The sequence below is a fragment of the Mycobacterium sp. SMC-19 genome (assembly GCF_045310815.1).
Lineage (GTDB): Bacteria > Actinomycetota > Actinomycetes > Mycobacteriales > Mycobacteriaceae > Mycobacterium.
Genome location: NZ_JBJIAM010000014.1, coordinates 35,741 through 60,933, shown reverse-complemented (window position 1 = coordinate 60,933; position 25,193 = coordinate 35,741). Strand labels below are relative to the sequence as shown.

The 25,193-nt window shown below is 69.2% G+C and carries 24 protein-coding genes; 10 read left to right on the top strand and 14 right to left on the bottom strand.

Going from position 1 to position 25,193, the window contains the following annotated elements:
- Positions 1 to 8: 8 nt before the first annotated feature.
- The 9 genes from egtE to ACJH5R_RS21580 all read right to left on the bottom strand — a co-directional run bounded on the left by egtE (position 9) and on the right by ACJH5R_RS21580 (position 8,399).
- Positions 9 to 1,091: an ergothioneine biosynthesis PLP-dependent enzyme EgtE gene (gene egtE / locus ACJH5R_RS21620; protein WP_406782875.1), complete on the bottom strand. Its 1,083-nt coding sequence runs from the start codon at positions 1,089 to 1,091 to the stop codon at positions 9 to 11.
- A complete protein-coding gene (gene egtD / locus ACJH5R_RS21615) occupies positions 1,088 to 2,056 on the bottom strand; it encodes an L-histidine N(alpha)-methyltransferase (RefSeq protein ID WP_406756829.1) in 969 nt (322 codons plus the stop codon). Before egtD ends, egtE begins: the two co-directional genes overlap by 4 nt.
- A complete protein-coding gene (gene egtC, locus ACJH5R_RS21610; protein WP_406756828.1) occupies positions 2,053 to 2,745 on the bottom strand; it encodes an ergothioneine biosynthesis protein EgtC in 693 nt (230 codons plus the stop codon). The genes egtD and egtC overlap by 4 nt, the downstream gene beginning before the upstream one ends.
- The gene (gene egtB / locus ACJH5R_RS21605) at positions 2,745 to 4,043 is read right to left on the bottom strand and encodes an ergothioneine biosynthesis protein EgtB (RefSeq protein WP_406756827.1); all 1,299 of its coding nucleotides are present in this window, start codon (positions 4,041 to 4,043) and stop codon (positions 2,745 to 2,747) included. Before egtB ends, egtC begins: the two co-directional genes overlap by 1 nt.
- On the bottom strand, positions 4,040 to 5,326 hold the full coding sequence (gene egtA / locus ACJH5R_RS21600) for an ergothioneine biosynthesis glutamate--cysteine ligase EgtA (RefSeq protein WP_406782874.1): 1,287 nt from the start codon (positions 5,324 to 5,326) through the stop codon (positions 4,040 to 4,042). Before egtA ends, egtB begins: the two co-directional genes overlap by 4 nt.
- 64 nt (positions 5,327 to 5,390) lie before the next feature.
- On the bottom strand, positions 5,391 to 6,023 hold the full coding sequence (locus ACJH5R_RS21595; RefSeq protein WP_406756920.1) for a sensor domain-containing protein: 633 nt from the start codon (positions 6,021 to 6,023) through the stop codon (positions 5,391 to 5,393).
- A 22-nt stretch (positions 6,024 to 6,045) separates the two neighbouring features.
- The gene (locus ACJH5R_RS21590; RefSeq protein WP_406756825.1) at positions 6,046 to 7,494 is read right to left on the bottom strand and encodes a catalase; all 1,449 of its coding nucleotides are present in this window, start codon (positions 7,492 to 7,494) and stop codon (positions 6,046 to 6,048) included.
- A gap of 122 nt (positions 7,495 to 7,616) precedes the next feature.
- Positions 7,617 to 7,979, bottom strand: a complete 363-nt coding sequence (locus tag ACJH5R_RS21585; protein ID WP_406756824.1) for a hypothetical protein — start codon at positions 7,977 to 7,979, stop codon at positions 7,617 to 7,619.
- Positions 7,980 to 8,060: 81 nt separating this feature from the next.
- Positions 8,061 to 8,399 (bottom strand): hypothetical protein, encoded by a 339-nt coding sequence (locus tag ACJH5R_RS21580; RefSeq protein ID WP_406756823.1) that lies wholly within the window; start codon positions 8,397 to 8,399, stop codon positions 8,061 to 8,063.
- Positions 8,400 to 8,652: 253 nt separating this feature from the next.
- Between ACJH5R_RS21580 and ACJH5R_RS21575 the strand changes: the two genes are divergently transcribed.
- Positions 8,653 to 9,396 (top strand): hypothetical protein, encoded by a 744-nt coding sequence (locus tag ACJH5R_RS21575; RefSeq protein WP_406756822.1) that lies wholly within the window; start codon positions 8,653 to 8,655, stop codon positions 9,394 to 9,396.
- Here the strand turns inward: ACJH5R_RS21575 and ACJH5R_RS21570 are convergent.
- From ACJH5R_RS21570 to ACJH5R_RS21560, 3 genes are all read right to left on the bottom strand, one after another.
- On the bottom strand, positions 9,389 to 10,495 hold the full coding sequence (locus ACJH5R_RS21570; protein WP_406756821.1) for a DUF4185 domain-containing protein: 1,107 nt from the start codon (positions 10,493 to 10,495) through the stop codon (positions 9,389 to 9,391). The two genes, ACJH5R_RS21575 and ACJH5R_RS21570, sit on opposite strands and share 8 nt — an antisense overlap.
- Positions 10,496 to 10,585: 90 nt before the next feature.
- Positions 10,586 to 11,632, bottom strand: a complete 1,047-nt coding sequence (locus ACJH5R_RS21565) for an aspartate-semialdehyde dehydrogenase (protein WP_406756820.1) — start codon at positions 11,630 to 11,632, stop codon at positions 10,586 to 10,588.
- Positions 11,633 to 12,898: an aspartate kinase gene (locus ACJH5R_RS21560; protein WP_406756819.1), complete on the bottom strand. Its 1,266-nt coding sequence runs from the start codon at positions 12,896 to 12,898 to the stop codon at positions 11,633 to 11,635. It lies immediately after the preceding gene.
- A 283-nt stretch (positions 12,899 to 13,181) separates the two neighbouring features.
- Here ACJH5R_RS21560 and leuA point away from each other — a divergent pair, with 283 nt between their 5' ends.
- Together leuA and ACJH5R_RS21550 are read left to right on the top strand one after the other, a co-directional pair.
- Positions 13,182 to 14,999: a 2-isopropylmalate synthase gene (gene leuA / locus ACJH5R_RS21555; RefSeq protein ID WP_406756818.1), complete on the top strand. Its 1,818-nt coding sequence runs from the start codon at positions 13,182 to 13,184 to the stop codon at positions 14,997 to 14,999.
- 38 nt (positions 15,000 to 15,037) lie between these two features.
- Positions 15,038 to 16,858, top strand: a complete 1,821-nt coding sequence (locus tag ACJH5R_RS21550) for a sigma-54-dependent Fis family transcriptional regulator (protein ID WP_406756817.1) — start codon at positions 15,038 to 15,040, stop codon at positions 16,856 to 16,858.
- Here ACJH5R_RS21550 and ACJH5R_RS21545 read toward each other — a convergent pair.
- Together ACJH5R_RS21545 and ACJH5R_RS21540 are read right to left on the bottom strand one after the other, a co-directional pair.
- Positions 16,840 to 17,949, bottom strand: coding sequence for an alpha/beta hydrolase fold domain-containing protein (locus ACJH5R_RS21545; protein ID WP_406756816.1), 1,110 nt, complete (start codon positions 17,947 to 17,949; stop codon positions 16,840 to 16,842). The two genes, ACJH5R_RS21550 and ACJH5R_RS21545, sit on opposite strands and share 19 nt — an antisense overlap.
- Positions 17,950 to 18,056: 107 nt before the next feature.
- Positions 18,057 to 19,055 carry a DEDDh family exonuclease gene (locus ACJH5R_RS21540; protein WP_406756815.1) on the bottom strand — a complete coding sequence of 333 codons (999 nt, stop codon included), beginning with the start codon at positions 19,053 to 19,055 and terminating at the stop codon, positions 18,057 to 18,059.
- A gap of 74 nt (positions 19,056 to 19,129) precedes the next feature.
- Here ACJH5R_RS21540 and ACJH5R_RS21535 point away from each other — a divergent pair, with 74 nt between their 5' ends.
- The 7 genes from ACJH5R_RS21535 (at position 19,130) to ACJH5R_RS21505 (ending at position 25,192) form a co-directional block, all read left to right on the top strand.
- Positions 19,130 to 20,356, top strand: a complete 1,227-nt coding sequence (locus ACJH5R_RS21535) for a MurT ligase domain-containing protein (RefSeq protein WP_406782873.1) — start codon at positions 19,130 to 19,132, stop codon at positions 20,354 to 20,356.
- Positions 20,349 to 21,065 (top strand): type 1 glutamine amidotransferase, encoded by a 717-nt coding sequence (locus tag ACJH5R_RS21530; RefSeq protein ID WP_406756813.1) that lies wholly within the window; start codon positions 20,349 to 20,351, stop codon positions 21,063 to 21,065. The genes ACJH5R_RS21535 and ACJH5R_RS21530 overlap by 8 nt, the downstream gene beginning before the upstream one ends.
- Before the next feature lie 14 nt (positions 21,066 to 21,079).
- On the top strand, positions 21,080 to 22,342 hold the full coding sequence (locus ACJH5R_RS21525; RefSeq protein ID WP_406782872.1) for a PucR family transcriptional regulator: 1,263 nt from the start codon (positions 21,080 to 21,082) through the stop codon (positions 22,340 to 22,342).
- Between the two features lie 105 nt (positions 22,343 to 22,447).
- Positions 22,448 to 23,671: an alkane 1-monooxygenase gene (locus ACJH5R_RS21520; RefSeq protein WP_406782871.1), complete on the top strand. Its 1,224-nt coding sequence runs from the start codon at positions 22,448 to 22,450 to the stop codon at positions 23,669 to 23,671.
- Positions 23,671 to 23,844, top strand: coding sequence for a rubredoxin (locus ACJH5R_RS21515; protein WP_406756810.1), 174 nt, complete (start codon positions 23,671 to 23,673; stop codon positions 23,842 to 23,844). Before ACJH5R_RS21520 ends, ACJH5R_RS21515 begins: the two co-directional genes overlap by 1 nt.
- Positions 23,841 to 24,023 carry a rubredoxin gene (locus tag ACJH5R_RS21510; RefSeq protein WP_024443033.1) on the top strand — a complete coding sequence of 61 codons (183 nt, stop codon included), beginning with the start codon at positions 23,841 to 23,843 and terminating at the stop codon, positions 24,021 to 24,023. The genes ACJH5R_RS21515 and ACJH5R_RS21510 overlap by 4 nt, the downstream gene beginning before the upstream one ends.
- Positions 24,020 to 25,192: an NAD(P)/FAD-dependent oxidoreductase gene (locus tag ACJH5R_RS21505; RefSeq protein WP_406782870.1), complete on the top strand. Its 1,173-nt coding sequence runs from the start codon at positions 24,020 to 24,022 to the stop codon at positions 25,190 to 25,192. Before ACJH5R_RS21510 ends, ACJH5R_RS21505 begins: the two co-directional genes overlap by 4 nt.
- Position 25,193: the final 1 nt, after the last annotated feature.

Sequence of the window (25,193 nt, the reverse complement as noted above, 5' to 3'; positions counted from 1 at the left end):
AGCGGCCTTCATCGGCCTTGCGGTGCATCGGCTAACGCCGTAGCGAGCACCTGCACGTCGGCCTCGGTGGTGTCGACGTGCGGTGAGATCCGCAGCACGGGCATGGTCAGCTCCAGCGGTGCCCGCTCGACTCCGGCTGCGGTGGTGACGATCCTGCGCTCGGCGATCAGCCACGCCCGCACCGCCACCGGATCAAGGCCAGCCGGCGGGGCCAAGGTGGTGATGGCGCTCGGCTCGTCGAGCGGTTCGACCACCCGCCAGCCGGACAACTGAGCCAACACCCGCCGGCTCCGGGCACCTACACCGGCCAGCGCGGCCCGCACCGCCGCCGGCCCGGCCACCAGATGCTCCCCCAACGCGACGGAGAACCCCACCTGCGCAGCCACATTGACGTCACCGGCCTCCGGGCCCGGCGACGCCAACTCTGCCAACGCCGGCCGCACCGCCAGCGCCCCGACACCGCGCGGTCCGGCAAGCCACTTGCGTGACGACGAATAGACGGCGTCGGCGCCGACGGCACAGTCGATCTGGCCCAGGGCCTGCGCCGCGTCGACCGCCAGCGGAACGCCGACGGCCCGGCAGATATCCGCCAGCTGCGCCAGGGGCTGCACCAGCCCGCGGTGACTGCCGACCGGGGTCAGGTGCACCAGGCCGGGCGGGTCGGCGGTAAGTACCGCTGCCGCCTCGTCGAGCACCAGGCGGCCGGTGTCATCCACCGGCAGCGTTCGCCAGCTGAATCCGTGTGCGGCCATCACCGCCAGGTTCGGGCCGTATTCGCCGGGCAGGCAGGCCAGGGTGCGCTGCGGCCCCGGCCACCGGGACAGCAGAAGGTTCAGCGCATTTCGCGACCCGGTGGTGAACACCACGTCGGCGTCGGCCATGCCGGTCAATGCGGCGAAAGCCGCCCGCCCGGCATCCAGCACCGGCGCGGCCGCCTCGGCGGCGACGTAGCCACCGACCTCGGCCTCAAGGCGGGCGTGGCGGGCCGCGGCGTCCAACGCCGCGTAGCTCTGCCGTGAGCAGGCCGCACTGTCCAGGTGCAGCCCGGCGACCGGAGGGCGCGCCGCGCGCCAACGGTCGGCCAGGCTCATTTGATGGCGAGCGACAGGCCGAAATCGCCTGCCGCATCGGTCCACCACCGTCGACGGCGCAGTCCCGCGGCGGCCAGTTCGTCGGCCACCTGCTCCGGCCGGAACTTGCAGGACACCTCGGTCAGCATCTCTTCACCGGCGACGAAATCGACAGCCAGGTCCAGCGCTTTGACCACGACATGCTGGGCACGGCGGGCGCGCAACCACATCTCGATGCGCTGTTCCGCCGCATTCCAGTGCGCCACATGGGCGAACTCATCGAGGTCGAAGTCGGCATAAAGTTCACGGTTCACCACCGCGAGCACGTTGCGGTTGAACGCCGCGGTCACCCCGGCCGCATCGTCGTAGGCACGCACCAGCCTGCCGGTGTCTTTGACCAGATCGGTGCCCAGCAACAGGCCGTCACCGTCGTGCATGATTGCGGCCAGGCCGGCCAAGAAGTCGGCACGTGGGCCCGGTGTCAGATTGCCGATCGTCGACCCCAGGAACACGAACAGCCTTATGCCACCATCGGGGATCTGTGTCAGGTGGTGCTCGAAGTCGCCGCAAACACCTTGGACTCGCACGCCGGGAAAGTCACGGGCGATCGCCTCCCCCGCCGTCTCCAGCACTCCGGCGTCGACGTCGAACGGGATGAACCGGCGCAGGGCCCCGGCGTCCCGCAGCGCATCGAGCAGCATCCGGGTCTTCTCCGAGGTGCCGCTGCCCAGTTCCACCAGGGTGTCCGCACCCGACAGGACCGCCACCTCGGCCGACCGTGCTCGCAGGATCTCCGCCTCGGCGCGGGTGGGGTAATACTCGGGCAGCCGGGTGATCTGGTCGAACAGATCGCTGCCGACGTCGTCGTAGAACCACTTGGGCGGCAAAGACTTCGGACGCTGCGCCAGGCCGTGGCGGACATCGGCCCGCAGTGCGGTGCGGGCCGCGTCGGCGGCCAGGTGATTGGCGATGGTGACCCCCGTCATCGGGACACGCCCAAGGCGGTGACACAGACCTCGCCGTCGTGCGCGTCCACCAGGTGCCGGTCGGGGATATCCACCCAGCGCGGGTCGTCGTCGTAGGGTTCGCTGGCCAGTACCACGCCGTCGGATCCGTGCAACATCGACAAGGTGTCTCCCCAGGTCGTCGCCAACATCCGGGAACCGTTGGCAGCCAGTATGTTCAGTCGCGCATGCGGGTCGGCCGCGCCGATATCGACGATCACCTCGCCCAACGCTTCCACTCCACGATCGAAGATCGACGCGGCCAGGATCGCACTGTCACAGACCGATTCGGCACCATCGGCGGTTTTCAGAACCCCGCGGTCCACCACGCCGTTGTGCGACAGCAGCCAACTGCCGTCGGTGAACGGAGCCGTGGCGCTGGCTTCGATGGGCATCCCGACGGTGGCTGAACGCACTGCGGCCACCACGCAGTGACTGGCGAGCGCCGGAGCGACCGAGGCGAACGACACGTCGCCCCACAGCGGTGCCGCACTGCGCCAACGTCGCGGCACGTCGCCGTCGAAAAATCCAGCGCCCCAACCGTCGGCGTTGAGCAACCCGTGCTGCTGCCGGCGCGGTGCATAGGACTGCACCCGCAAGCCCTGAGGCGGTTCGAGAATCAGCTCGGCCAGTGAACGCGGCTTGCCCAGCCAGCCCAGGTGCCGGCACATCAGATGTCCCAGGCCAGTCGCACACCGGCGAAGATCTGCCGCCGATAGGGATGGTCCCAATTCCGAAAGCTCGGCCGCAGGATCTCGCGGGCGACCGCCCAGGACCCACCGCGCAGCACCCGATAGTCTCCGCCGAAGAACGGCTCCGAATAGCGTTGGTAGATCATCGGAGAAAAGCCCGGCCACGGTCGCAGCGGCGAACTCGTCCACTCCCAGACATCGCCGAGCAGTTGTTGCGCGCCATAGGCCGATGCCCCCTGCGGGTAGGCCCCGACCGGAGCCGGGCGCAGCGCCGCGCCGTCCAGATTGGCCAACTCGGCCGACGGATCGGCGCCGCCCCACGGATAGCGCCGTCGCGCCTGGGTGACCGGGTCCCAGGCGCAGGCCTTCTCCCATTCGATCTCGGTGGGCAGCCTGGCCCCGGCCCACGCCGCGTATGCCTGCGCCTCGAAGTAGCTCACATGCTGTACCGGCTCGTCGTCAGGCAGGTCCTCGACGTGGCCGAACCGCTCCCGGGATCGGTGATCGGGGCCCCAGAACTCCGGCGCCGTCAACCGGGCCTGCACACAGTGGCGCCAGCCCCGTTCGCTCCACCACCGAGGTTGCCGGTAGCCACCGTCGGCGATGAAGGCCCGCCATTCACGGTTGGTCACCGGCACCCGGCCGATCCGGAACGCCGGCACGTCGACGCGGTGCGCGGGGCGCTCGTTGTCGAGCGAGAAGGGCTCCTCGGCTGCGTCGACGCCGAGCACGAATTCACCGCCCGGCACCAGCACCGAGGTTCCCGCCAGGTCGGGCCGCCCGGCGGGCAGAACAGCGCCGGCACCGAGCAGGGGTGGGCCGGCACGCAGGTTCAGCGCCTGCAGCATGGTCTCGTCGTGCTGGTGTTCATGGCTGAGCACCAGGCCGAACGCGAACCCGTCCGAGAAGTCGCCGGCATGGCCCGCGCCAGCGGGCAGCGCCTCCAGCTTTTCGAAAACCTTCGAACGCACGGTGGCGCAATACTTCCGGGCCTGTTCGGGTGCCAACAGCGGAAGGTCGACGCGACTGGCTCGCGGGTGGGTGAAGGCGTCGTAGAGGCCTTCGACGTCCGCCGGCAGCATGCCGGGCCGGGCCGGGTCTCCGTCGCGCAGCAGCCACAGCTCCTCCTGCTGACCGATATGGGCCAGATCCCACACCAGCGGGCTCATCAGCGGGTCGTATTGGCGGTGCAGCTCGGCGTCGTCGAAATCGACGAGCGCCAGCGTGCGTCTCCGCGCCCGGGTCAGGTCGCGGGCCAGGGTTTCCGATGGGGTCATGACTGTCTGCGCGCCATTCGGGTGACCATCGCCGTGGTGCCGGTCCGGGTCACTTCGTCGGTGACGTCGTCGGCCGGGCAGCGGCCCCGTTCGACCATGCCGGCCAGCCGGTCCATCCCGTTGCGCAGGGATGCCGGCGCCCGGTCAACGACCAGGCGAACGCAGCGTCTGGCGGCCGCATGCAGCCGCGGGTCGGCCAGGCCGATCCGGGCGGCGACGTCCCAGGCGGTGGCGACGGGCGCGACGGCTTCGGCTGCGCTGTCGGTGGCGGCCGGGTCATCGAGCAGGGTGGCCAGAGTGAATACCAGTGCCGGCCAAAGGTTGTCGTCAACGCTGTCGAGGTAGCGGATCTCCAGCCATCCGCGCGGGCGCACCGGAGGAAACAGCGTGGTCAGGTGGTAGTCGAGGTCTTCGATGCCGGCGCGGCGGCCACCGAGCCGCACCCGTCCGTCGGCCCAGTCGGCAAACGGCACGTAGCGGCTGACCGGAATCGCTTCGGGAGTGTGCACCAGCATGACGGGCGCCTTGAGCGCATACCGCGCCCAGTCGGTGGCGGGGTCGGTGCCGTCCAGGCCGAGGACGGGACCGCAACGCGCCGAGTCCAGCCGGCTCCAGACCCGCTGCCGGGTGGAACGCCAGCCGGAGAGCTCGCCGGCCAGCAGCGGGGAGTTGGCGGAGATCGCGACCATCGTCGGGCCCAGCGCGTGGGCCAGCCGGACCCGATCGGCCCAACCGGAACGCGCACCGGCATCCAGATTGAGCTGGACCGAGGCCGTCGCCGTCATCATCGCCGCGCCGGCCGAACCGGTGTGGCTGGCGGCGAAGAACTGTTCCATCGCGGCGTAACGCTCGCCGGGGTTGACCCGCTCGGTGGGCCGGAGCGGGTCGGCACCCAGCTGCACCAGCCCCAGTCCGGCGTCGGCGAAAGCCGCCCGCAGCACCGCCTGATCGGCGGTCATCGCTTCGATCGCGGCGAGCGCATCGGCCAGCGGAGGGCCGGAGAGCTCCACTGCGCCGCCGGGCTCGACCGTGACGACACTGCCGCCCGGCAACTCCGGCAGGGACCGCAGCACATCGCCGATCTCGGCCCAGCCCGGGCGACGGTGCGGGTCGGTCGGGTCGAAGCAGTGTGCCTCGATCTCCAGTCCCACCCGGCCGTGCGGGGCATCGGTGAGGCAACGCTGCGTGATGTAGTCGGCGGCCTCGGCGGCACCAGACAGCTCGGGGCCGCCCAGGCAAGACTGATCTCCGCGGGACAGTTGCGTCGCCGCGGCGAACCCCATATCAACCCCTCCGCCCGTTGATCTTCCCGACGCTACCGGAGAGGGCCGACAAGAGGACCGGTGATTACTGACCCAGGGAGTTCTGCATCGCTCCTGCCAGCACGTTCACCGCCGGGCCGGCGTTACCGGACTGACAGACCTTGGCTTGCAGCACGACGTTGGCCCGCAACCGGGTCTGGTTGAAACAGCGCCGATCGGTGCCGGCCTCCTGCTTGCTCCAGGCCGCATCCGTTGCCGTGGCCGGCCCGCCGCCGAACGCCCAGACCTGCGTGGCTCCGTTCTCCAGATGCATCGCGGTGGTGCGGCCCGAGCAGCCGACGGTCCGGTCGACGACACGATGGAACGCCGCGGCGGCAGCATCGTTGGTGGCGAACACCCCCACCGCCTGCTTGACGAAGTGCCCCTGATCGGTGGCCGAGGTCTGGGTGACCGCGCTGTTGTAGGACGCCAGGTCGGGATCGTTGTAGACCTCGGGCAGGCCGATGTCGGCCCAGTTGTTGCATGCCGGGTCGTCGACCCAGAAGGCCTGGAACGGTTCGCCGGAGACGGCTTCGTAGCCCATCGGGGCGCCGACGATGTTGCCGACCGATCCCTTCGGCAACACCGCATAGGAGACCACGCCCGGTTCGGAGGGGCCCGCGCCGGCGACCGGAGCGGCCACTGCGCCGGCAGCGGCCAACCCCAGTCCCGCCAGCAGGGTTGCGGCGGCCCGCCGGCCGTCAGGCAAGGTTGGCCCGCACCCCGGCCTCCACCGCGCGACCCAGATCGGGATCGACGTTGCGCCAGTATTCGAACACCCGGGACAGCACCGGCTCGGTGACGCCGGCCGATACGTGCCCAATAATATTGGCGGCCAACCGTTTCCGTGCATCGTCATCGAGAACGTCGCGGACCAGTGTCCGAGCCTGGCTGAAGTCGTCATCGTCGGGGCGCAGCGTGTAGGCGGCACGCACCATGTCCCCATCGGCGTGCCAGCGCACTTCGGCGGCACGGGCCGGGTCGGCCTTGGGGCCGCCCATCGAGTTCGGCGCATACACCGGGTCCGTCGCGTTGACGAACCGCATGGCGCCGTCCTTGGAATAGCTGTGCACCTCGGATTTCGGTGCATTGACCGGCAATTGGCTGTAGTTCGTCCCGATCCGGGCGCGGTGCGCGTCGGCGTAGGAGAAGCCTCGGGCCAGCAGCATCTTGTCCGGGCTCAAACCTGTCCCGGGCACCATGTTGTTGGGCTGGAACGCCGCCTGCTCGATCTCACTGTGATAGTCGCTGACGTTGCGGTCCAGGGTCAGCTTGCCGACGTCGATCAGCGGGTAGTCGGCGTGCGGCCATACCTTGGTGAGATCAAACGGGTTGTAGCGGTAGGTCTTTGCCTCCTCGAACGGCATGATCTGCATCTTGAGTGTCCAACTCGGATATTCACCACGCTCGATCGCCTCATACAGGTCGCGCTGGTGATAGTCGGCGTCGACGCCGGCCAACCGGTCGGCCTCCTCCTGGGTGAGGGACTCCACGCCCTGGTCACTGATGAAGTGGTACTTGACCCAGAAGATCTCTCCGGCGGCGTTGATCCAGCTGTAGGTGTGACTGGAGTAGCCGTTCATGTGGCGCCAGTTCTTCGGAATGCCCCGGTCCCCCATCAACCAGGTGACCTGGTGCGCCGACTCCGGCGTGAGGCTCCAGAAGTCCCATTGCATGTTGTGGTCGCGCAGGTTGCTGGCCGCGCGACGCTTCTGGGAGCGGATGAAGTGTTGGAACTTCAGCGGGTCACGCATGAAGAAGACCGGGGTGTTGTTGCCGACCAGGTCGAAGTTGCCCTCAGACGTGTAGAACTTCGTCGCGAAACCGCGGGGGTCGCGCCAGGTGTCTGGGCTGCCCCGCTCGCCCGCGACGGTGGAGAACCGCGTCAGTGTCTGCGTCTTGGCCCCCGGCGCGAACACCGCGGCCCGGGTGTACTTGGTGACGTCCGCGGTGACCTCGAAGTGCCCGAAAGCCCCACCACCCTTGGCGTGCGGCTGACGTTCCGGGGTGCGTTCCCGGTTGAACATCGCCATCTGTTCGATCAGGTAGTGGTCCTGCAACAGGATGGGACCATCCGGGCCGATCGTCAGCGATTCGCCGTCACTGGGTGCCGGGATTCCGGCATCGGTGGTGGTGTGGTGCTCGGTCATCTGCCTGTCTCCTCTTGTGGTCAAGACCTTGTGACTCAACGCGTTCCGGGGAGTGTGCGGTTACCTACGCCCGGCATGACCAGTCGCGCAGGAGACCGCACACTCAGCAGCCCTTTGCAGGGTCAGCGGTGCGGTGGAGCCGACGGCGGTGGTGGCGGAGCGGGTGGGCCACCGGGACCACCGGGCCCATTACCCGGGCCGGCCGGCCGGAAGCCCGGCCATTCCGGTTCCTCACCGGGACCTGCGGGCCCGAAGCCGGGGCCGAATCCGGGGCCCATCGGCGGGCCGTGATGCATCATGCCTGGGCCGTGGTGGTGATGGTGCCAGCACCCACCGTTGCCGCTGAGGTAGACACCGGTGCCGAAGATGACGGCCGCGACGAAGACCGTTCCGGCGACGATCACCACCCAGGCCGCGGCTTGGTAGAGCCGGTTCGGCGGTGGTGGCGGAGGCGGCGGTGGCGTGGGGGCTGGCGACTCGCTCATACCGATCAATCATGCCCGAGAACGACGCCGGCCGCCGCCCTTCGGGAGGGGCGGCGGCCGGTTGCTCGTAGCCGGACCGGGTTACCGGCCGGGTGGTGACGGCGGAGACTGGGTGCTCACCGATGGCGGCAGCTCGCCGGGTCCCCGCTGGTCCGGGCCGGGTCCCATCGGCCCCGGTCCGCGGTGGTGGTGGCCCTTGTGGAACATCGCGTGTTGGCCGTGATGCCCGTGATGACCATGGCAGTGGTGTCCGCCCGGGCCGCCGCGGCTGACCCAGACGCCGGCGAAGAAGATCGACGACACGATGAAGACGATTCCGGCGACGATGGCGACCCAGGCAGCCAGCCGGTAGACCCAGTAGGGCTTGGGCTCACCCGGCGGTGCGGGTGGGGTGGTTGTGGTGACAGGTGTTTCGCTCATGTAATGCATCTTGCCGGGGGCAACACCGGGCACCGCTAGGTCTCGGCTATGCATCCGCTATGAGCCGCCGCGCCCGGCCAGGCAGTCCGCCGGATGGCCCGAAGAGCCCGGGGTCACCCTATAAACAGGGTCAGAAAATTCAGGGAAAACCCTGTATCCCCGCCACGCCGCTCGCTCCTAGCATCGCTCTCAACACCAGCCAACAGGGCGGGGAGCAGCAGGGGAAGGCAGAAAAATGGGGAATCTGAAACGTGTGAGCAGCCTTAGCGTATTGGCCGCTGGGCTGGGCATCGGCGCCGCTCTGGCGGCTACGCCGGCCGCTTCGGCCGGGACGAACTCGGTGGACGGCGGAGCCGGTGCGCTGGGCGTCGTGGCCGCCTTTGCGGCCGCAGACATCGGTGACGCGGTCGCCGGGATCGGTGCGGCGGGCTCGATTACCCCGCCGACCGTCCCCACCGATTACGCCAACTTTGCGATCTCGTTCAGCGGGATCCCGTTGTATCAGTCGGGTACCGCGTTTGCCGTGTCGGATTTCGGCAACTTCGCGATCGCCCACGGCGACGGTGCCGTCGCCACCGCCTGGCACGGCCTGTTCAACTACGCCTCGGCCACCGGTGACAACAGTGTGGCCGACGCCGGCTACGGCGGTGGATCGTTCAACACCGCCACCGTGGTGGGCGAGAACAGTGCCGCCTATGCGGGGTGGGTCAACGGAATCACCGCCAACGGCAATGTCGCCAGCGTCACCGGTGACTTCTCCACGGCCTACGCGGGAGTCCCCAACGGGGGGATTGCGGGCGGCAGCTTCAACTCGTCCACGGTTGAAGGCGCGCACTCCTTCGCCACCACCGGCCTTGACGGCAGCAGCGGCAACGTGGCCAGCGCGATCGGGGACTACACCACGGACGTCGTCCCCGCCTCGAGCGTCGCGGACGCCAACCTCCTCGGTGACGGTGGCGGGGACTTCTGGGCCGACCTGTGGCAGCTGTTCAGCTGACCGACCAGGGCTTGAACGGGTTCACCGCGAACTGGATCACCCGATAGGGCGCGCGGTCACGCGGCTGGGTGTTCCATTGGCTGACGAACACGCGCAGCTCATCGAGGGTTGATCCCGGCGAGATGTAGCCGCCGTAGGGCTGGGCCAGCCGGTTGTCGTAGGGCGACGGCAGGGTCTCGACGGGCACCGGCGGATCCGGCCACTCGGCGTGCTGCACCACCGTGGTCACCGGGGCGGTGCCCAACCCGGTCGGCTCGTAGGCCACCCGAACTTCCATGTTCCCGGTGGTGCCGTTGAAGTAGGACAGCACCGGCCTGCCGTCGATCTGGCGCAAGCTGAGCTCGCCGATCTGGTCGTTCCACAGCGGCGTGGGCGCATGGCCCCAGCCTGCGGTGGCCGACCAGCCCTGCCAGGCCGACCGGTCGGTGAACGCGCCCGGAGCGACCCGATACAGCGTCACCGCCGCACTGCGGTCGAAGTTGTTGGCCACGATGTACACCCAGCCGGTGGCCGAGTCCGGGGTCGGAATCGGGTCGTAGTAGCCGCTGATCTGGGACTGCCCGTGATCCTGGTAGGAGGCGGGCCGCACCGATCCCGGCACCGTCTGCCAACCCGGTTGCGCCGGATCGGCTTTCACCAACCGTGTGCTTTGGGGAACCAGCATCTTGGCGGTGGTCACCAGCAGATAGTTGGTCCGGTTGATCGAGACGATCCCGGCCGGCAGCTGCGTACTGCCCGCCGGCGCCGGGTCGGCCAACAGCGGCCTGTCCACCCCGATCACCCCGGTGTAGCGCACCCCGTCGGAGTCAACGACCGAATCGGGGTCGGCGCGCAGCGCGATCGGCGAATACCAGCCGCCATACCCCACGCCCTGGCCTGCGAAGCTGTCCCCGCAGATCTGCAGCACCGCGGTGGGGAACTCCATGAACTCGCACAGGTCGGTGGCGCCGATACCGTAATCCCCGGTGGGCGTTCCGGTTCCGGCACTGGGGCCGATCCGCACCACTTGGCCTTCGGCCAGCGGCCACAGCACCGGACGCGGGATGGGCGCGGGCGGCTCGGCGTGCGCCACCCCGGGCAGAGCCAACAGCAGTGCCATCAATACCGACCCCGCCGAGCGTGCACTCAGCCCGAAAAATCGCGGAGAATTTCGCGCTGAGTGCACGTTCGGCGCCTTGGCAGGGCCGCGTCAGGACCCGGAAGATGCAGCCAGCAGCTCGGCGATCTGAATCGTGTTGAGCGCCGCGCCTTTACGTAGGTTGTCCCCGGAGACGAACAGCGCCAGGCCACGCCCGTCGGGAGCACCCGGGTCGACCCGGATTCGGCCCACCAGCGAGTCGTCGGCGCCGGCGGCGGCCAGCGGCGTCGGCACGTCGGTGAGCGTGACGCCCGGGGCATCCGCCAGCAGCTCGGCGGCCCGTTGCGGAGACAGCGGCCGGGCGAACTCGGCGTTGATCGACAGTGAGTGACCGGTGAACACCGGCACCCGGACACAGGTGCCGCTCACCAAGAGCTCTGGGATGCCGAGGATCTTGCGGCTCTCGAACCGCAGCTTCTGGTCTTCGTCGGTCTCGCCCGAGCCGTCGTCGACCAGCGAGCCCGCCAGCGCGACCACGTTGAACGCGATGGGCGCGACGTACTTGTCCGGCGCCGGGAAGTCGACCGCGCCGCCGTCGTGCACCAATTGCTCGGCACCGTCCACGACCGCACGCACCTGCGTCGCCAGCTCCTGCACGCCGGCCAGCCCGCTGCCCGAGACCGCCTGGTAGGTCGAGACGATCAGCCGGGTCAGACCGGCCTCGTCGTGCAGCGGCTTGAGCACCGGCATCGCCGCCATGGTGGTGCAGTTCGGGTTGGCGATGATGCCCTTGGCCAACTGCTTCCCGCGCACCTCGCGGTCGAAGTTCACCTCGGAGACCACCAGCGGCACATCGGGATCCTTGCGCCAGGCCGACGAGTTGTCGATCACCGTGACACCGGCCGCGGCGAACCGCGGCGCCTGCACCCGCGACATGGTCGCCCCGGCGGAGAACAGCGCGATGTCCAGCCCGGACGGGTCGGCGGTCTCGGAGTCTTCGACCTCGATCTCGGCGCCGCGGAATGCCAGCTTGCGTCCGGCCGAGCGCGCCGAGGCGAAGAACCGCACCTCGTCTGCCGGGAAGTTGCGCTGCTCCAGCAGAGCGCGCATCACCTGGCCGACCTGGCCGGTAGCACCGACCACACCGATGGAAACCATTTAGCGCCCCGTCCCGCCGTAGACCGTGGCCGCCTCGTCGGTGCCGAGGCCGAACGCCTCGTGCAGCGAAACGACAGCCTTGTCCAGATCATCTTCGGCGCACAGCACCGAGATGCGGATCTCGGAGGTGGAGATCAGGTCGATGTTGACCCCGTTGTCGGCCAGCGTCTCGCAGAACGTGGCCGTCACACCCGGGTGGCTGCGCATCCCGGCGCCGATCAGCGACACCTTGCCCACCTTGGCGTCGTAGAGCACCTCGGTGAAGCCGATCTCGCCCTTGAGCGACTCGAGCTTGGCCACCGCGGCCGGCCCGTTGTCACGCGGGCAGGTGAAGGTGATGTCGGTCTTGCCGTCCTCGACCTTCGAGACGTTCTGCAACACCATGTCGATGTTGATGTCGGCGTCGGCGACGGCACGGAAGATCTTGGCCGCGTAGCCGGGCAGGTCGGGGATACCGACCACGGTCACCTTGGCTTCGCTGCGGTCGTGCGCGACTCCGGTCAGGATGGCGTCTTCCATGGGGATGTCCTTGATCGATCCGGAAACGATGGTGCCCGGCTTGTCCGAGTAGGACGACCGAACGTGGATGGGCAGGTGGTAGCGGCGGGCGTACTCCACGCAGCGCAGCATGAGCACCTTGGCGCCGCACGCGGCCAGCTCGAGCATCTCCTCGAAGGTGACGGTGTCCAGGCGCTTGGCGTTGGGCACGATGCGCGGGTCGGCGCTGAAGATGCCGTCGACGTCGGTGTAGATCTCGCAGACGTCGGCGTTCAGCGCCGCAGCCAGCGCTACCGCGGTGGTGTCGCTGCCGCCACGCCCCAAGGTGGTGACGTCCTTGGTGTCCTGGCTGACGCCCTGGAACCCGGCGACCAGCACCACCTGGTCTTCGCCGAGCGCGGCCTGCAGCCGGCCCGGGGTGACGTCGATGATCTTGGCCTTGCCGTGCGCGCCGGTGGTGATGACGCCGGCCTGCGACCCGGTGAACGAGCGGGCGTTGCAGCCCAGCTCCTCGACGGCCATCGCGACCAGGGCATTGGAGATCCGCTCCCCGGCGGTCAGCAGCATGTCCAGCTCACGGGCCGGCGGTGCGGAGCAGACCTGCTGTGCCAGGTCCAGGAGGTCATCGGTGGTGTCGCCCATCGCGGAGCACACCACTACGACCTCGTTACCAGCTCGTTTGGTCTCGACGATGCGCTCGGCCACCCGGCGGACCCGGTCGGCGTCGGCCACCGACGATCCGCCGTATTTCTGCACGACGAGCGCCACGGTCGTCCTTTCCGCCGATTTGACTGATCGGGCCTCTACAAGAACCTCAACAAGGATAGGGGAAGGACTTCGCCGGTTCACTCGGCCTCCAGCGCGGCAACGTGCCAGGACATCGCGGTGCGGCCGCCGGATCGGCGTGTAAGCTTCTTCACGTGCAGCGCGCGCTCCTGCTCGGTCGCCGCGACGGGGTCTGACCAGGACCGGCTCCCCGTCGCGGGTTTCGCCGATGCGCCGGTTCTCCAGTCCACTGGACAAGTCCCCTTGACAAGCCGGAGCGAAAATCGTGACTACCTATTCCAGCCCTTCTCACCCGGACGCCTTCACGTCCACCCGCGCCATCACCAAACCCGCGGGACCACCCAACCCCGGCCAGCCCGCTTGGAACCCGCAGCGCGGCTCGGCAATGCCGGTCAACCGGTACCGCAGCTTCGCCGATGAGGTCGAGGCCATCAGGCTGCCGGATCGCACCTGGCCCGACCGCGTCATCGAGCGCGCCCCGCTGTGGTGTGCGGTCGACCTGCGCGACGGCAATCAGGCGCTGATCGACCCGATGAGCCCGGCCCGCAAGCGCCGGATGTTCGACCTGCTGGTGGCCATGGGCTACAAGGAGATCGAGGTCGGGTTCCCGTCGGCCAGCCAGACCGATTTCGACTTCGTCCGCGAGATCATCACCGAGGGCGCCGTTCCCGACGACGTCACCCTGCAGGTGCTGACCCAGTGTCGTGACGAGCTGATCGAGCGCACCTTCGAGGCCTGCGCGGGCGCATCGAGCGTGATCGTGCACTTCTACAACTCGACCTCGGTCCTGCAGCGCCGGGTGGTGTTCCGCGCCGATCAGGCTGCGGTGCAGGCCATTGCGGTGGCCGGGGCGCGCAAGTGCCTCCAGGAGCAGGCCAAGCACCCGGGGACCCGCTGGCGCTACGAGTACTCGCCGGAGTCCTACACCGGAACCGAACTGGAGTACGCCAAGGCGGTCTGCGACGCGGTGGGCGACGTCATCGAGCCGACGCCGGACAACCCGATCATCTTCAACCTGCCGGCCACCGTGGAGATGGCGACCCCGAACGTCTACGCCGACTCGATCGAGTGGATGAGCCGCAACCTGAAGCGACGCGACTGCGTGATCCTGAGCCTGCACCCGCACAACGACCGCGGCACCGCCGTGGCCGCCGCGGAGCTGGGCTATGCGGCCGGGGCCGACCGGATCGAGGGCTGCCTGTTCGGCAACGGCGAACGCACCGGCAATGTCTGCCTGGTGACGCTGGGCCTGAACCTGTTCTCGCGTGGCGTGGACCCGCAGATCGACTTCTCCAACATCGACGAGATCCGCCGCACCGTCGAGTACTGCAACCAGCTGGGTGTGCCCGAGCGTCACCCCTACGGCGGCGACCTGGTCTATACGGCCTTCTCCGGCAGTCACCAGGACGCCATCAACAAGGGCCTGGACCAGATGAAGATCGACGCGGACGCGGCCGACTCCGACGTCGACGACATGCTCTGGCAGGTGCCCTACCTGCCGATCGACCCACGCGACGTGGGCCGTACCTACGAAGCGGTGATCCGGGTCAACTCGCAGTCCGGCAAGGGCGGCGTGGCCTATGTGATGAAGACCGATCACGGCCTGGTGCTGCCGCGCCGGCTGCAGATCGAATTCTCGCGTGTGATCCAACAACTGACCGACGGTGAGGGCGGCGAGGTCACCCCCAAACAGATGTGGGACGCCTTCGCCGACGAGTACCTGAACCCGATCCGGCCGCTGGAGCGCATGCACCAGAAGCTGCTCGCCGCCGAGACCGACGACGGCACCGACCGCATCGAAGCCGTCGTCAAGATCGACGGAACCGAGACCGAGATCGCCGGGTCCGGCAACGGCCCGCTGGCCGCGTTCGTCGACGCGCTGAGCCAGGTCGGTGTACAGGTCCACGTGCTGGACTATTCGGAGCACGCGATGAGCGCCGGTGAGGAGGCTCAGGCCGCGGCGTACGTGGAGGCTCAGATCGGTGACCACACCGTCTGGGGCGTCGGGATCGCACCGTCGATCACCACCGCGTCGCTGCGGGCGGTGGTCTCCGCGGTGAACAGGGCGGCCCGGCTCGGCTGACGCGACCTACGGGGGGCAGGTATGACGCGAGTGACGCGATGTCCGGGGATGACAACCCGCTGCTGAGGGCTGCCGCCGACCGGATGGCATTCCTGGAGTTCGGCAGGCCAAGCGTCGCGGGAGTCTCCGACCTGGTTGTCGCTTCGTGGGAGCGCAGCCGGGATGCCGGGGTGGATGTCGTCCGCCCGATCAGCACGTTCACCGATGAGATCGACACCGACTCGCTGCTGGCGCGCTGCGCGCGACCCGTGCTGAAGCAGTTGGGCGACGACACCTCCCCCGCCGATCTGCCGCTGGCCATCGGCCTGACCGACCGCAGGGTGCGCGTCGTCGAACGGATCGACACCTCGGCGACGGCCACGCGCCTGTTCGATCGAGTCCAGTACGCCCCCGGATTCGACTTCTCGGAGGCGGCCGTGGGCACCAACGGGGCCGGAACCGTCTTCGAGTCGGGCCAGCCCGCCAGTATCGTCGGACCGGAGCATTACAGCGAGAGCCTGGAGAACTTTGCCGCCTGTGGCGCTCCGATCCTCGACCCCGTCACCGGCCGCGTCGAGGGCGTGGTGGCAATCGCCACGCTGACCCAGGCGTGGAACCCCATGATGCACGTTCTGATCAAGAACGCCGCGAAAGAGATCAGCCGCAACCTGCTGCTCGACCGCAGCCAGACGCAACAGGCCGTCTTCGACGCCTACCTACGCGTCACGGCCCGGTCGGCCCGGGCGGCGGTCTTCGCCTTCGGTGCCGCACTGTTGATCGCCAGCCCCGCCGCCCAGCAGATGTTCGACGCCGGCGAACAGCAGGTGCTCCGCGACCACGCGACCTTCCTGCTGGCCCACAAGGAACGCGCCAGCGACACAGTCGTGCTGCCGAGCAGTCAACGCCTGGTGCGCATTCGCGGAACCCGGGTCTTCGCCGGCACCGAGGTCGCCGGCCTGTTGGTGATCGCCGAACCGGCGAGCGCTGGGCGCGCCGGGTCGGCGGTGGCGTCCGCTGAGCCCGGCGTACTCCCGCCCGGGGTGAGCACGTTGTTCGGCTCGCAGAAATCCCTGGCCGGCGGTCGCTCGCCGGCGTGGGTGCGAGCAACCGACGACCTACGGCAGGCGCTGGAGAACACCGTGCCGGTACTGCTGGTCGGCGAACCCGGGGTAGGCAAGTTCACCCTGGCGACGCAGCTTTTTCAGTCCGTCTACCCCGGCGCTCGCAGCATCACCGTCGACGCCGAACAGCTTGCGGCGCACGGCGCGGCCGGCCCGCCGCCCAACGGTCCGGGCGGACCCGCGTTGCACATCGCGCGTGATATCGATCAGGCAGGACCGGCCGGTACCGCGGCGCTGAACGCCTACTTCGCAGCGGTCGAATCGCTCGATCTACCCGGATGGGTGGTCGCCACGGTGTCGCAGGAACCGTCCGGCTCGACGCCCGAGCTCGGTGAGCTCTTGAGCCATTTTCATGCCGCGATCACCGTGCCGCCGCTGCGATACCGCACCGATGATCTGCCCGGCATCACCGGCGCCCTGCTGCGCGGGATCGCACCGGAACGCAAAGTACGGCTCAGTCCGGCGGCGCACCGGCTGATCAGCCGATATTCCTGGCCCGGCAACATCGCTCAGCTGCGGGAGGCGTTGGTGCATGCCCTTCGCCAACGCCAGATCGGCGAGATCGCCGACACCGACCTGCCCGGCTACTGCCAGAGCGTGGCCCGTCGCGCCTTGACTCAGCTGGAAGTCATCGAACGAGATGCGATCGTCGCGGCGCTACGACAGGCAGACGGCAATCGGGCCGCCGCCGCGATGCAACTGGGGATGTCTCGGTCGAGCCTGTACCGGAAGCTGAAGACCTACGGGATCACCACGTAATCGTCGATCCCGTCCGGAACTGCCATCCAATCGGTCACATCACGGATGTACTGGCCGATCTGGCGCAACGAGCGGACAGCCTCCGGCACCATCGGACCGGCGATCTGGAACACGTGCATCTGGCCCGGCCACACCCGCAGCTCGACCGGAACGCCAACCTCGGCCAAGCTGTGCGCAACCAGCCGGGCGTCCTGCAGCATGGCCTCGGAGCCGGACACATGGATCAGGGTGGGGCACATCCCGGATTCGATGTGGTCCAGCGGTTCGAAGACCTCTTCCGGGACGCCGCCTGTGCTGCGGCGGTCGGCGGCGTGGGTGACCAGGTCGATCAACGCGTCGAACGCCTTGGCCGGGAACATCGCATCGCTGCCGCTGTTGGGGTGCGTACGCCGCGAGGTCTTGGCGATCTGGGTCAGCGGCGACATGCAGACCAGAGCCGCGGGTTGTTCGGCCTCGTCGAGAAGCCGTTGGGCCAGCGCCAGAGCCAGGTAGCCGCCGGCGGAGTCACCGGCCACCACGATCTGGTCCGGCGCGTAGCCCTGGCTACGCAGCCACTGGTAGCCCTCGTAACAGTCGTCGACCGCGGCGCCTACCGAGTGTTTGGGGATCTTCCGGTAGTTCACCGCCAATGCGGGGCTGTCCGCGTACTTCGACAACATGGTGATCAGCCGGTCATGGGTGTTGACGCCGCACGTCAAGAAGGCGCCGCCGTGCAGGTAGAGCACGACGCGCCCGGCACCGTCCGCCGGCCGCACGCCGGCGGCGCGGACCAGCCGTGCCGTGCAGCGCGACAACCGAACCGTGTGGCGAACGCTGCCCGGGGCGGAGGGGACGACCCGGGCAGCGTGGTCTACCAGGCCCCAGGGCCATGGCGCCTTCGGCAGCTGACTGCCGATCGCCAGGATGGGCCGGATGCTCAGACGGGCGGCGAGCCCGACCAGTTGGCCGGCGAGGCTGGGACCGTTCTCCACGACCTCGTCCGGCATCGAAGAATCCCGCAGGCGAGCCGGGGTCGACGCGCCTCGGCGAGCCCGGCCTAGCAGCGGGGTCACGCCGGCGGTTGCCCGGTCTTCGCGTACAGCGGTGGTCATCGCCGCAGCGCCGATGACCGCAAATGTTTCGTCACGGTTAACAGCATGGCGTTATCCGTTCACCTGTGGATGTCCCAAATTGGGACACTCCCCGCCTCGGGAAGGCACTAAAACAGCGAGATCTGGTCGCCGGCGACCCCGGTGTCGACGAATTCTTCGATGCCGGTGCCTCCGACGACGCCGCCGATCCCGCCCACGCACGCCATGAAGTCGCGGTCCGAGACCGTCGGCACCCCCAGCTCGCGCGCCAGGTAGCCCTTGCCCTGTTCGGGGCGGTCCTCGTTGCAGATCACCAGCGACGTGTGGGCGTCGACGACGTCGCTGTAGGCCAGCCCGGCGTGCAGGATGCGCTCGACGAGTTCCTCATGCGTGCGGGTGCATTCCGCGGACAACGCCACCCGCATGCCCTGCACCAACGGGCGGCCCCGCACGTAGCGGCCCGGATTGAGGTACGCGCACGGCATCCGCGACGCCAGCGCCTTCAGCGGCCGCAGTTCCTCATGGGTGATCCGGCCGTTGGGCCAGCGGCGCCGAGTCACCGGCCGCACCGGCAACCACACGTCACGCTCCCGGGCGCGCTGCAGGGCGGGCTCCAGCACGCCGGCCAGCACCCGGGCGTCATCGAGTGCGTCGTGCGCCCGGGTCTGGACGACGCCCCAATGCGCGGCCAGCGTCTGCAACCGGAGGTTGGGCAGGCCCAGGTCCAACCGTCGCGCAAGCTCGAGCGTGCACATCACCGAATCGACGGGCAGCACGGCCCCGGCCATCTCCGCTTCGGCAGCCAGGAACGTGTAGTCGAACGCCACGTTGTGGGCCACCAGGGTCCGCCCCGCCAGCAGGGCGACCACCTCGCCGACGACGTCGGCGAACTGCGGCTGGCCGGCCAGCATCTCCGCGGTCAGCCCGTGCACGTGGGTGGGCCCCGGGTCGGTGCCCGGGTTGACCAGGTGCGACACCGATTGCTCTACCCGACCGTCGACATCGAGCGCCAGCGCGGCGACGCTGAGCACCCGGGCCTGTCCCGGCCGAAACCCCGACGTCTCGACGTCGACAACGACCCAGCCGTCGCCGGGTTCGCGGGCCGGACGGCCCCACCGAGCACTCATGTGACGAGGATGGCATGCGGGTCGGACGATGCCGGCCGGCGATGGCCCGTGTCGGGGCACTTTAAACTCACCGGATGATCACCGCCCGTGGACGCCTGGCGCTGGCCGCCGGCGCCAGTGCCCGTTGGGCGTCGCGGGTGACCGGCCGCGGCGCCGGCGCGATGATCGGCGGTCTGATCGCGATGACCCTCGACCGATCGATCCTGCGTCAGCTCGGCGACGGGCGACGCACCGCGATCGTCACCGGCACCAATGGCAAGTCGACCACCACCCGCATGCTGGCGGCCGCGCTGGGCGACCTGGGCGCGGTGGCCACCAACTCCGAGGGCGCCAACATGGACGCCGGGCTGGTTGCGGCGCTGGCCGCCGACCGGACCGCACAGCTGGCGGCACTCGAGGTCGACGAGATGCATGTGCCCCACGTGGCCGATGCGGTGTCGCCGGCCGTGGTGGTGCTGCTCAACCTGTCCCGCGATCAGCTGGACCGGGTCGGGGAGATCAACGCCGTGGAGCGCGCGCTGCGCACCGGCCTGGCCCGTCATCCGCAGACGGTGGTCGTCGCCAACTGCGATGACGTGCTGATGACCTCGGCCGCCTACGACTGCCCCAACGTGGTCTGGGTCGCCGCGCGCGCCGGCTGGTCGGGCGACTCGGTCAGTTGCCCACGCAGCGGCGAGGTGATCGACCGCCACGAGGACCACTGGCGCTCCACCGGAAGCGAGTTCAGCCGGCCCACCCCGCAGTGGTGGTTCGACGACGACTCGCTGTATGGGCCGGACGGTCTGGTGCTGCCGATGCGGCTGGCCCTGCCCGGCACCGTCAACCGCGGCAACGCCGCCCAGGCCGTCGCGGCCGCCGTCGCCCTGGGCGCCGATCCGGCCAAAGCGGTGGCCGCGGTGTCCGCGGTCGACGAGGTGGCCGGGCGCTACCGCCGCGTGCAGGTCGGCGACCACACGGTGCGGATGCTGCTGGCCAAGAACCCCGCCGGCTGGCAGGAAGCACTGGCGATGGTCGACAAGCATGCCGCAGGCGTGGTGATCGCAGTCAACGGTCAGGTGCCCGACGGCGAAGACCTGTCCTGGCTGTGGGATGTGCGCTTCGAGCACTTCGAGGACACGACGGTGGTGGCGGCCGGCGAGCGCGGCACCGACCTGGCGGTGCGGCTGGGCTACGCCGGCGTGCAACACACCCTGGTGCACGACACCCTCGCCGCGATCGCATCGTGCCCACCCGGGCCGGTCGAGGTGGTGGCCAACTACACCGCGTTCCTGCAATTGCAGCGGAGGTTGGGTGATGGCTGACGGCACCGTGCGGATCGGGCTGGTGCTGCCCGACGTGATGGGCACCTACGGTGACGGCGGCAACGCGGTGGTGCTGCGGCAGCGACTGCTGCTGCGCGGGATTCCCGCCGAGATCGTCGAGATCACCCTGGCCGAGCCGGTGCCCGAGTCGTTGGACCTCTACACCCTGGGCGGCGCCGAGGACTACGCGCAACGACTGGCCACCCGGCATCTGATCACCCACCCGGGCCTGCAGCGCGCGGCGGAGCGCGGAGCGCCCGTGCTGGCGATCTGCGCGGCCATCCAGGTGCTGGGGCACTGGTATGAGACCTCGGCCGGCGAGCGGGTCGAAGGGGTCGGGTTGCTGGACGTGACCACCTCTCCGCAGGAGTCGCGCACCATCGGCGAGGTGGTCGCCACGCCGCTGCTGGCGGGGTTGTCGGCGCCCCTGACCGGCTTCGAGAACCATCGCGGCGGCACCGTGCTGGGGCCGGACGCCTCGCCGCTGAGCGCGGTCACCAAGGGCGCCGGCAACAAGGCCGGCGACGGCTACGACGGCGCGGTGCAGGGCAGCGTCGTCGCCACCTATCTGCACGGGCCATGCCTGGCCCGCAACCCCGAACTGGCCGATCTGCTGCTGGCGAAGGTGGTCGGCGAGCTGGCACCCCTGGAGTTGCCGGAAGTGGACGTGCTGCGCCGCGAACGACTAGCCGCGCCCCGGCGGGTCTGACTACGTTTGCGACCATGACCGATCAGAGCACCATTGCGCAGGCCGCGATCGGCGTCTCGGAACGGCTCTACGATCGACTCGCCGACACCACCCAGGTGATCGAGGATCTGGTGGCCAGCCAATCGCCGGAGCTGACCGGGGACCCGTCCCTGCTGGGGCTGCTGCACGGCACCGTCGCCGCCAATGTCGACACCTACTTCACCGCGATCCGGCACAACATCCCGGTGGCCGAGATCGCCGCGCCCGCCGTGGCACTCGAACACGCCCGCCGGCTGGCTCAGCGCGGAGTGCCGGTGAACGCGCTGGTGCGCGGCTACCGACTGGGCCACTCGATTGCGCTACAACTGGTGCTCGAAGAGATCCGCGCCGCCCAGCTGGAACCCGATCTGAGCCTAAGCGTGCTCGGACAGATGTCGACGCTGATGTTCGGCTACATCGACGAGATGTCACAGCAGGTGGTCGCCGTCTACCAGGTCGAACGGGAACGCTGGTTGGAGAGCCGAAACGCGGTGCGCGCGTTACGGGTCCGCGAAATCCTGTCCGGCGACGACTTGGACGTCGATGCGATGACGACCGCGATACGTTACCCGCTGCGTCGAACCCACGTCGCGATCGTGGTGTGGTACCCCGAGTCGGGCGGCGACAGGCTTTCGGCCGCGGAGGCTTTCACCAAGCACCTCGCCGAATCACTTGCGGTGCATGGGGCGCCGTTGTTCATTCCGGCCGACAACACCACCGGATGGGCGTGGATTCCACTGCCATCTGCCGACGCCCCCGATGTGGTGGAGCAGATCCGCGCCTACGCCCAAGCCGCCAGCGACGAACCCTGGGTCGCGATCGGTGATCCGATGCCGGGCGTCCAGGGCTTCCGCCGGTCGCACCAGCAGGCGCTGGCGGCACACGGCCTGGCAGTCGCCTCCGGCTCGGCCCGGGTCAGCGCGGCGGGCGATCCGGGGCTGTCCGCCGCGGCACTGCTCGGCGGCGACAACCTGCCCGCCGCCCGGGCCTGGGTCGGCGAGGTGCTCGGCCCGTTGGCCTGCGCCACCGAGGCCGACGAGCGGCTGCGCGAAACCCTGCGGGTGTTCCTGCGGACCGGATCGAGCTTCAAGGCGGCCGGCGAGCTACTCCATTTCCACGTCAACACCGTGAAGTACCGGGTGCAGCGCGCGGTCGAGCGGCGCGGTCGCCCGATCGCCGACGATCGCCTGGACGTCGAGATCGCCCTGCTGCTGTGCCAGTGGTACGGCGCTGCGGTGTTGTCTTCGCAGGACGAATAGCCGGCCGAATTCCGGCCGCGCGGGACGAGCGGCGAGGCTGCGGCGCTACCTAACGTCAGGCACATCCGAAAACACGTGGTGTGACCAAGGCGAGGGATGAATGCGATGAGCACCGAGATGGCCAGCGAACCGAAGCTCTGGCAGGACAAGAAGCGTCACCTGTGGCTGTTGGGCCTGGTGGTGCCCACCATGCTGTTCTTGATGCTGCCGCTGGTCTGGGCGCTGAACCAAGCCGGCCTGCACACCGCGGCGCAACTGCCGTTGTACATCGGGCCGATCCTGCTCTACGTGCTGCTGCCGGCGCTGGACCTCTGGATCGGTGCCGACGGGCAGAACCCGCCGGACGAGGTGATGGCGGCGCTGGAGAACGACAAGTACTACCGCTACGCCACCTACGCCTACATCCCCTTCCAGTACGCCAGCGCCATCTTCGGCGCCTACCTGTTCACCGCCTCGGATCTGGGCTGGCTCGGCTTCGACGGGTCGCTGGGCGCCCTGGGCAAGATCGGCGTCGCGCTCACCACCGCGACCGTGGCCGGGGTCGGCATCAACACCGCCCACGAGCTGGGCCACAAGCGGGAGTCGCTGGAGCGGTGGCTGGCCAAGATCACCCTGGCCCAGGTCTGCTACGGCCACTTCTACGTCGAGCACAACCGCGGCCACCACGTCCGAGTGGCCACCCCCGAAGACCCCGCGTCGGCCCGCTTCGGTGAGACGTTCTGGGAGTTCCTGCCGCGCAGCACTTTCGGCGGCGTCCGGTCTGCGTGGGAGCTGGAGGCCCAACGGGTGCGCCGGACCGGCAAGAGCCCGTGGAACCCGCGGACCTGGGCGGACAACGACGTGGTCAACGCGCTGGCGATGTCGGTGCTGTTCTGGGGCGTGCTGATCGCGGTGTTCGGCGTGGCGCTGCTGCCCTACGTGCTGATCAACGCCATCTACGGGTCGTCGCTGCTGGAGTCGGTGAACTACCTGGAGCACTACGGACTGGTGCGCCAAAAGCAGGCCAGCGGCCGCTACGAGCGCTGCACACCGCAGCACAGCTGGAACTCCGACCACATGGTCACCAACCTGTTCCTCTACCACCTGCAGCGGCACAGCGACCACCACGCCAACCCGACCCGGCGCTACCAGACGCTGCGCAGCTTCGACGACTCGCCGAACCTGCCGGCCGGCTACGGGGCGCTCATTGGGGTGACCTACTTCCCGACGGTGTGGCGCAAGCTGATGGACCACCGGGTGCTCGAGCACTACGCCGGTGACATCACCCGGGCCAACATCTCGCCGCGGCGCCGCGAGAAGATCCTGGCTCGCTACGGGGCGGTCGCCTGATGGCCGGGTACGGATGCCCGGGCTGCGGGTACGTCTACGACGAGGCGGCCGGGGAACCCCGAGAGGGGTTTCCCGCCGGGACTCCCTGGCAGCAGATCCCCGACGACTGGACCTGCCCAGACTGTGCGGTACGCGAAAAGCTGGATTTCGAACCGATCGGAGTGAACTCATGAGCGACTACAAACTGTTCCGGTGCCTGCAGTGCGGCTTCGAATACGACGAGGCGCTGGGTTGGCCGGAGGACGGCATCGAGCCCGGTACCCGCTGGGCCGACATCCCAGAAGACTGGAGCTGCCCGGACTGCGGTGCGGCCAAGGCCGACTTCGAGATGGTGGAAGTGGTCCGGCCGTGAGCGGGGTGGTCATCGTCGGGGCGGGCCTGGCGGCGGTGCGCACCGCCGAACAGCTCCGGCGTAACGACTTTGGCGGCCCGATCACGATCGTCGGCGCCGAAGAGCACCCGCCGTATGACCGACCACCGCTGTCCAAGCAGATGCTGCGCGGCGAAGTCGACGACGTGGCTTTGAAGCCGGCCGGGTTCTACGAGGACAACGGGATCGGGTTGCGTCTCGGCTGCCCGGCAGTTGCCGTCGACGCCGCGGCGCACACCGTGACGCTGGCCGACGGTCAGGTGCTCGGCTACGACCACCTGGTGCTCGCCACCGGCCTGGTGCCCAACCGCATCGCGGCGTTCGGCGACCTGGACGGCATCTGTGTGCTGCGCTCGCTCGACGACTGCGTCGCGCTGCAGCGCCGGGCTGCTGATGCGCGGCGCGCCGTGGTGATCGGCGCCGGCTTCATCGGCTGCGAGGTCGCGGCCAGCCTGCGCGGTCTGGGAGTGCAGGTGACGCTGGTGGAGCCGCAGCCCGCGCCGCTGGCCGGCGTGCTGGGTGAGCAGGCCGGGGCACTGATCGCCCGGCTGCACCACGATGAGGGCGTCGACGTGCGCACCGGTGTGACGGTGGAGGCCGTCTTGGGCGGCGACGACGTCGAGTCGGTGACGCTGTCCGACGGGTCGGTCATCGAGGCCGACCTCGTGGTGGTCGGCGTCGGGTCGCGCCCGGCCATCGACTGGCTGACCGGCAGCGATGTCGACGTGGCCGACGGCGTGGTCTGCGACGCGGTCGGGCGTACCAGCGCCCCGGATGTCTGGGCGATCGGCGATGTGGCGTCCTGGCGGGACGCCACCGGCGCGCAGATCCGCGTCGAGCACTGGAGCAATGTCGCCGATCAGGCCAAGATCCTGGTGGCGGCGATGCTGAACTCCGAAGCGGTGGTGAGTCCTGGCGTGCCCTACTTCTGGAGCGACCAGTACGGCGTCAAGATCCAGTGCCTGGGCCGGCCCCGAGCCGGCGACACCGTGCACCTGGTCTCCGATGACGGCCGCCGGTTCCTGGCCTACTACGAGCGCGACGGGGTGCTGGTCGCCGTGGTGGGCGCGGGCGTCCCGGAGAAGGTGCGCACCGCCCGTGCCGGGATCGCCGCCGGTGTGGCGATCTGCGAGGTGCTGCAGCCGGCTTAGG

What these genes read in the sequence shown, in the direction of transcription:
- egtE (WP_406782875.1), bottom strand. Translation starts at nt 1,091, where the DNA reads ATGAGCCTGGCCGACCGTTGGCGCGCGGCGCGCCCTCCGGTCGCCGGG.
- egtD (WP_406756829.1), bottom strand. Translation starts at nt 2,056, where the DNA reads ATGACGGGGGTCACCATCGCCAATCACCTGGCCGCCGACGCGGCCCGC.
- egtC (WP_406756828.1), bottom strand. Translation starts at nt 2,745, where the DNA reads ATGTGCCGGCACCTGGGCTGGCTGGGCAAGCCGCGTTCACTGGCCGAG.
- egtB (WP_406756827.1), bottom strand. Translation starts at nt 4,043, where the DNA reads ATGACCCCATCGGAAACCCTGGCCCGCGACCTGACCCGGGCGCGGAGA.
- egtA (WP_406782874.1), bottom strand. Translation starts at nt 5,326, where the DNA reads ATGGGGTTCGCCGCGGCGACGCAACTGTCCCGCGGAGATCAGTCTTGC.
- ACJH5R_RS21590 (WP_406756825.1), bottom strand. Translation starts at nt 7,494, where the DNA reads ATGACCGAGCACCACACCACCACCGATGCCGGAATCCCGGCACCCAGT.
- ACJH5R_RS21585 (WP_406756824.1), bottom strand. Translation starts at nt 7,979, where the DNA reads ATGAGCGAGTCGCCAGCCCCCACGCCACCGCCGCCTCCGCCACCACCG.
- ACJH5R_RS21580 (WP_406756823.1), bottom strand. Translation starts at nt 8,399, where the DNA reads ATGAGCGAAACACCTGTCACCACAACCACCCCACCCGCACCGCCGGGT.
- ACJH5R_RS21570 (WP_406756821.1), bottom strand. Translation starts at nt 10,495, where the DNA reads ATGGCACTGCTGTTGGCTCTGCCCGGGGTGGCGCACGCCGAGCCGCCC.
- ACJH5R_RS21565 (WP_406756820.1), bottom strand. Translation starts at nt 11,632, where the DNA reads ATGGTTTCCATCGGTGTGGTCGGTGCTACCGGCCAGGTCGGCCAGGTG.
- ACJH5R_RS21550 (WP_406756817.1), top strand. Translation starts at nt 15,038, where the DNA reads ATGTCCGGGGATGACAACCCGCTGCTGAGGGCTGCCGCCGACCGGATG.
- ACJH5R_RS21545 (WP_406756816.1), bottom strand. Translation starts at nt 17,949, where the DNA reads ATGACCACCGCTGTACGCGAAGACCGGGCAACCGCCGGCGTGACCCCG.
- ACJH5R_RS21540 (WP_406756815.1), bottom strand. Translation starts at nt 19,055, where the DNA reads ATGAGTGCTCGGTGGGGCCGTCCGGCCCGCGAACCCGGCGACGGCTGG.
- ACJH5R_RS21535 (WP_406782873.1), top strand. Translation starts at nt 19,130, where the DNA reads ATGATCACCGCCCGTGGACGCCTGGCGCTGGCCGCCGGCGCCAGTGCC.
- ACJH5R_RS21530 (WP_406756813.1), top strand. Translation starts at nt 20,349, where the DNA reads ATGGCTGACGGCACCGTGCGGATCGGGCTGGTGCTGCCCGACGTGATG.
- ACJH5R_RS21525 (WP_406782872.1), top strand. Translation starts at nt 21,080, where the DNA reads ATGACCGATCAGAGCACCATTGCGCAGGCCGCGATCGGCGTCTCGGAA.
- ACJH5R_RS21520 (WP_406782871.1), top strand. Translation starts at nt 22,448, where the DNA reads ATGAGCACCGAGATGGCCAGCGAACCGAAGCTCTGGCAGGACAAGAAG.
- ACJH5R_RS21515 (WP_406756810.1), top strand. Translation starts at nt 23,671, where the DNA reads ATGGCCGGGTACGGATGCCCGGGCTGCGGGTACGTCTACGACGAGGCG.
- ACJH5R_RS21510 (WP_024443033.1), top strand. Translation starts at nt 23,841, where the DNA reads ATGAGCGACTACAAACTGTTCCGGTGCCTGCAGTGCGGCTTCGAATAC.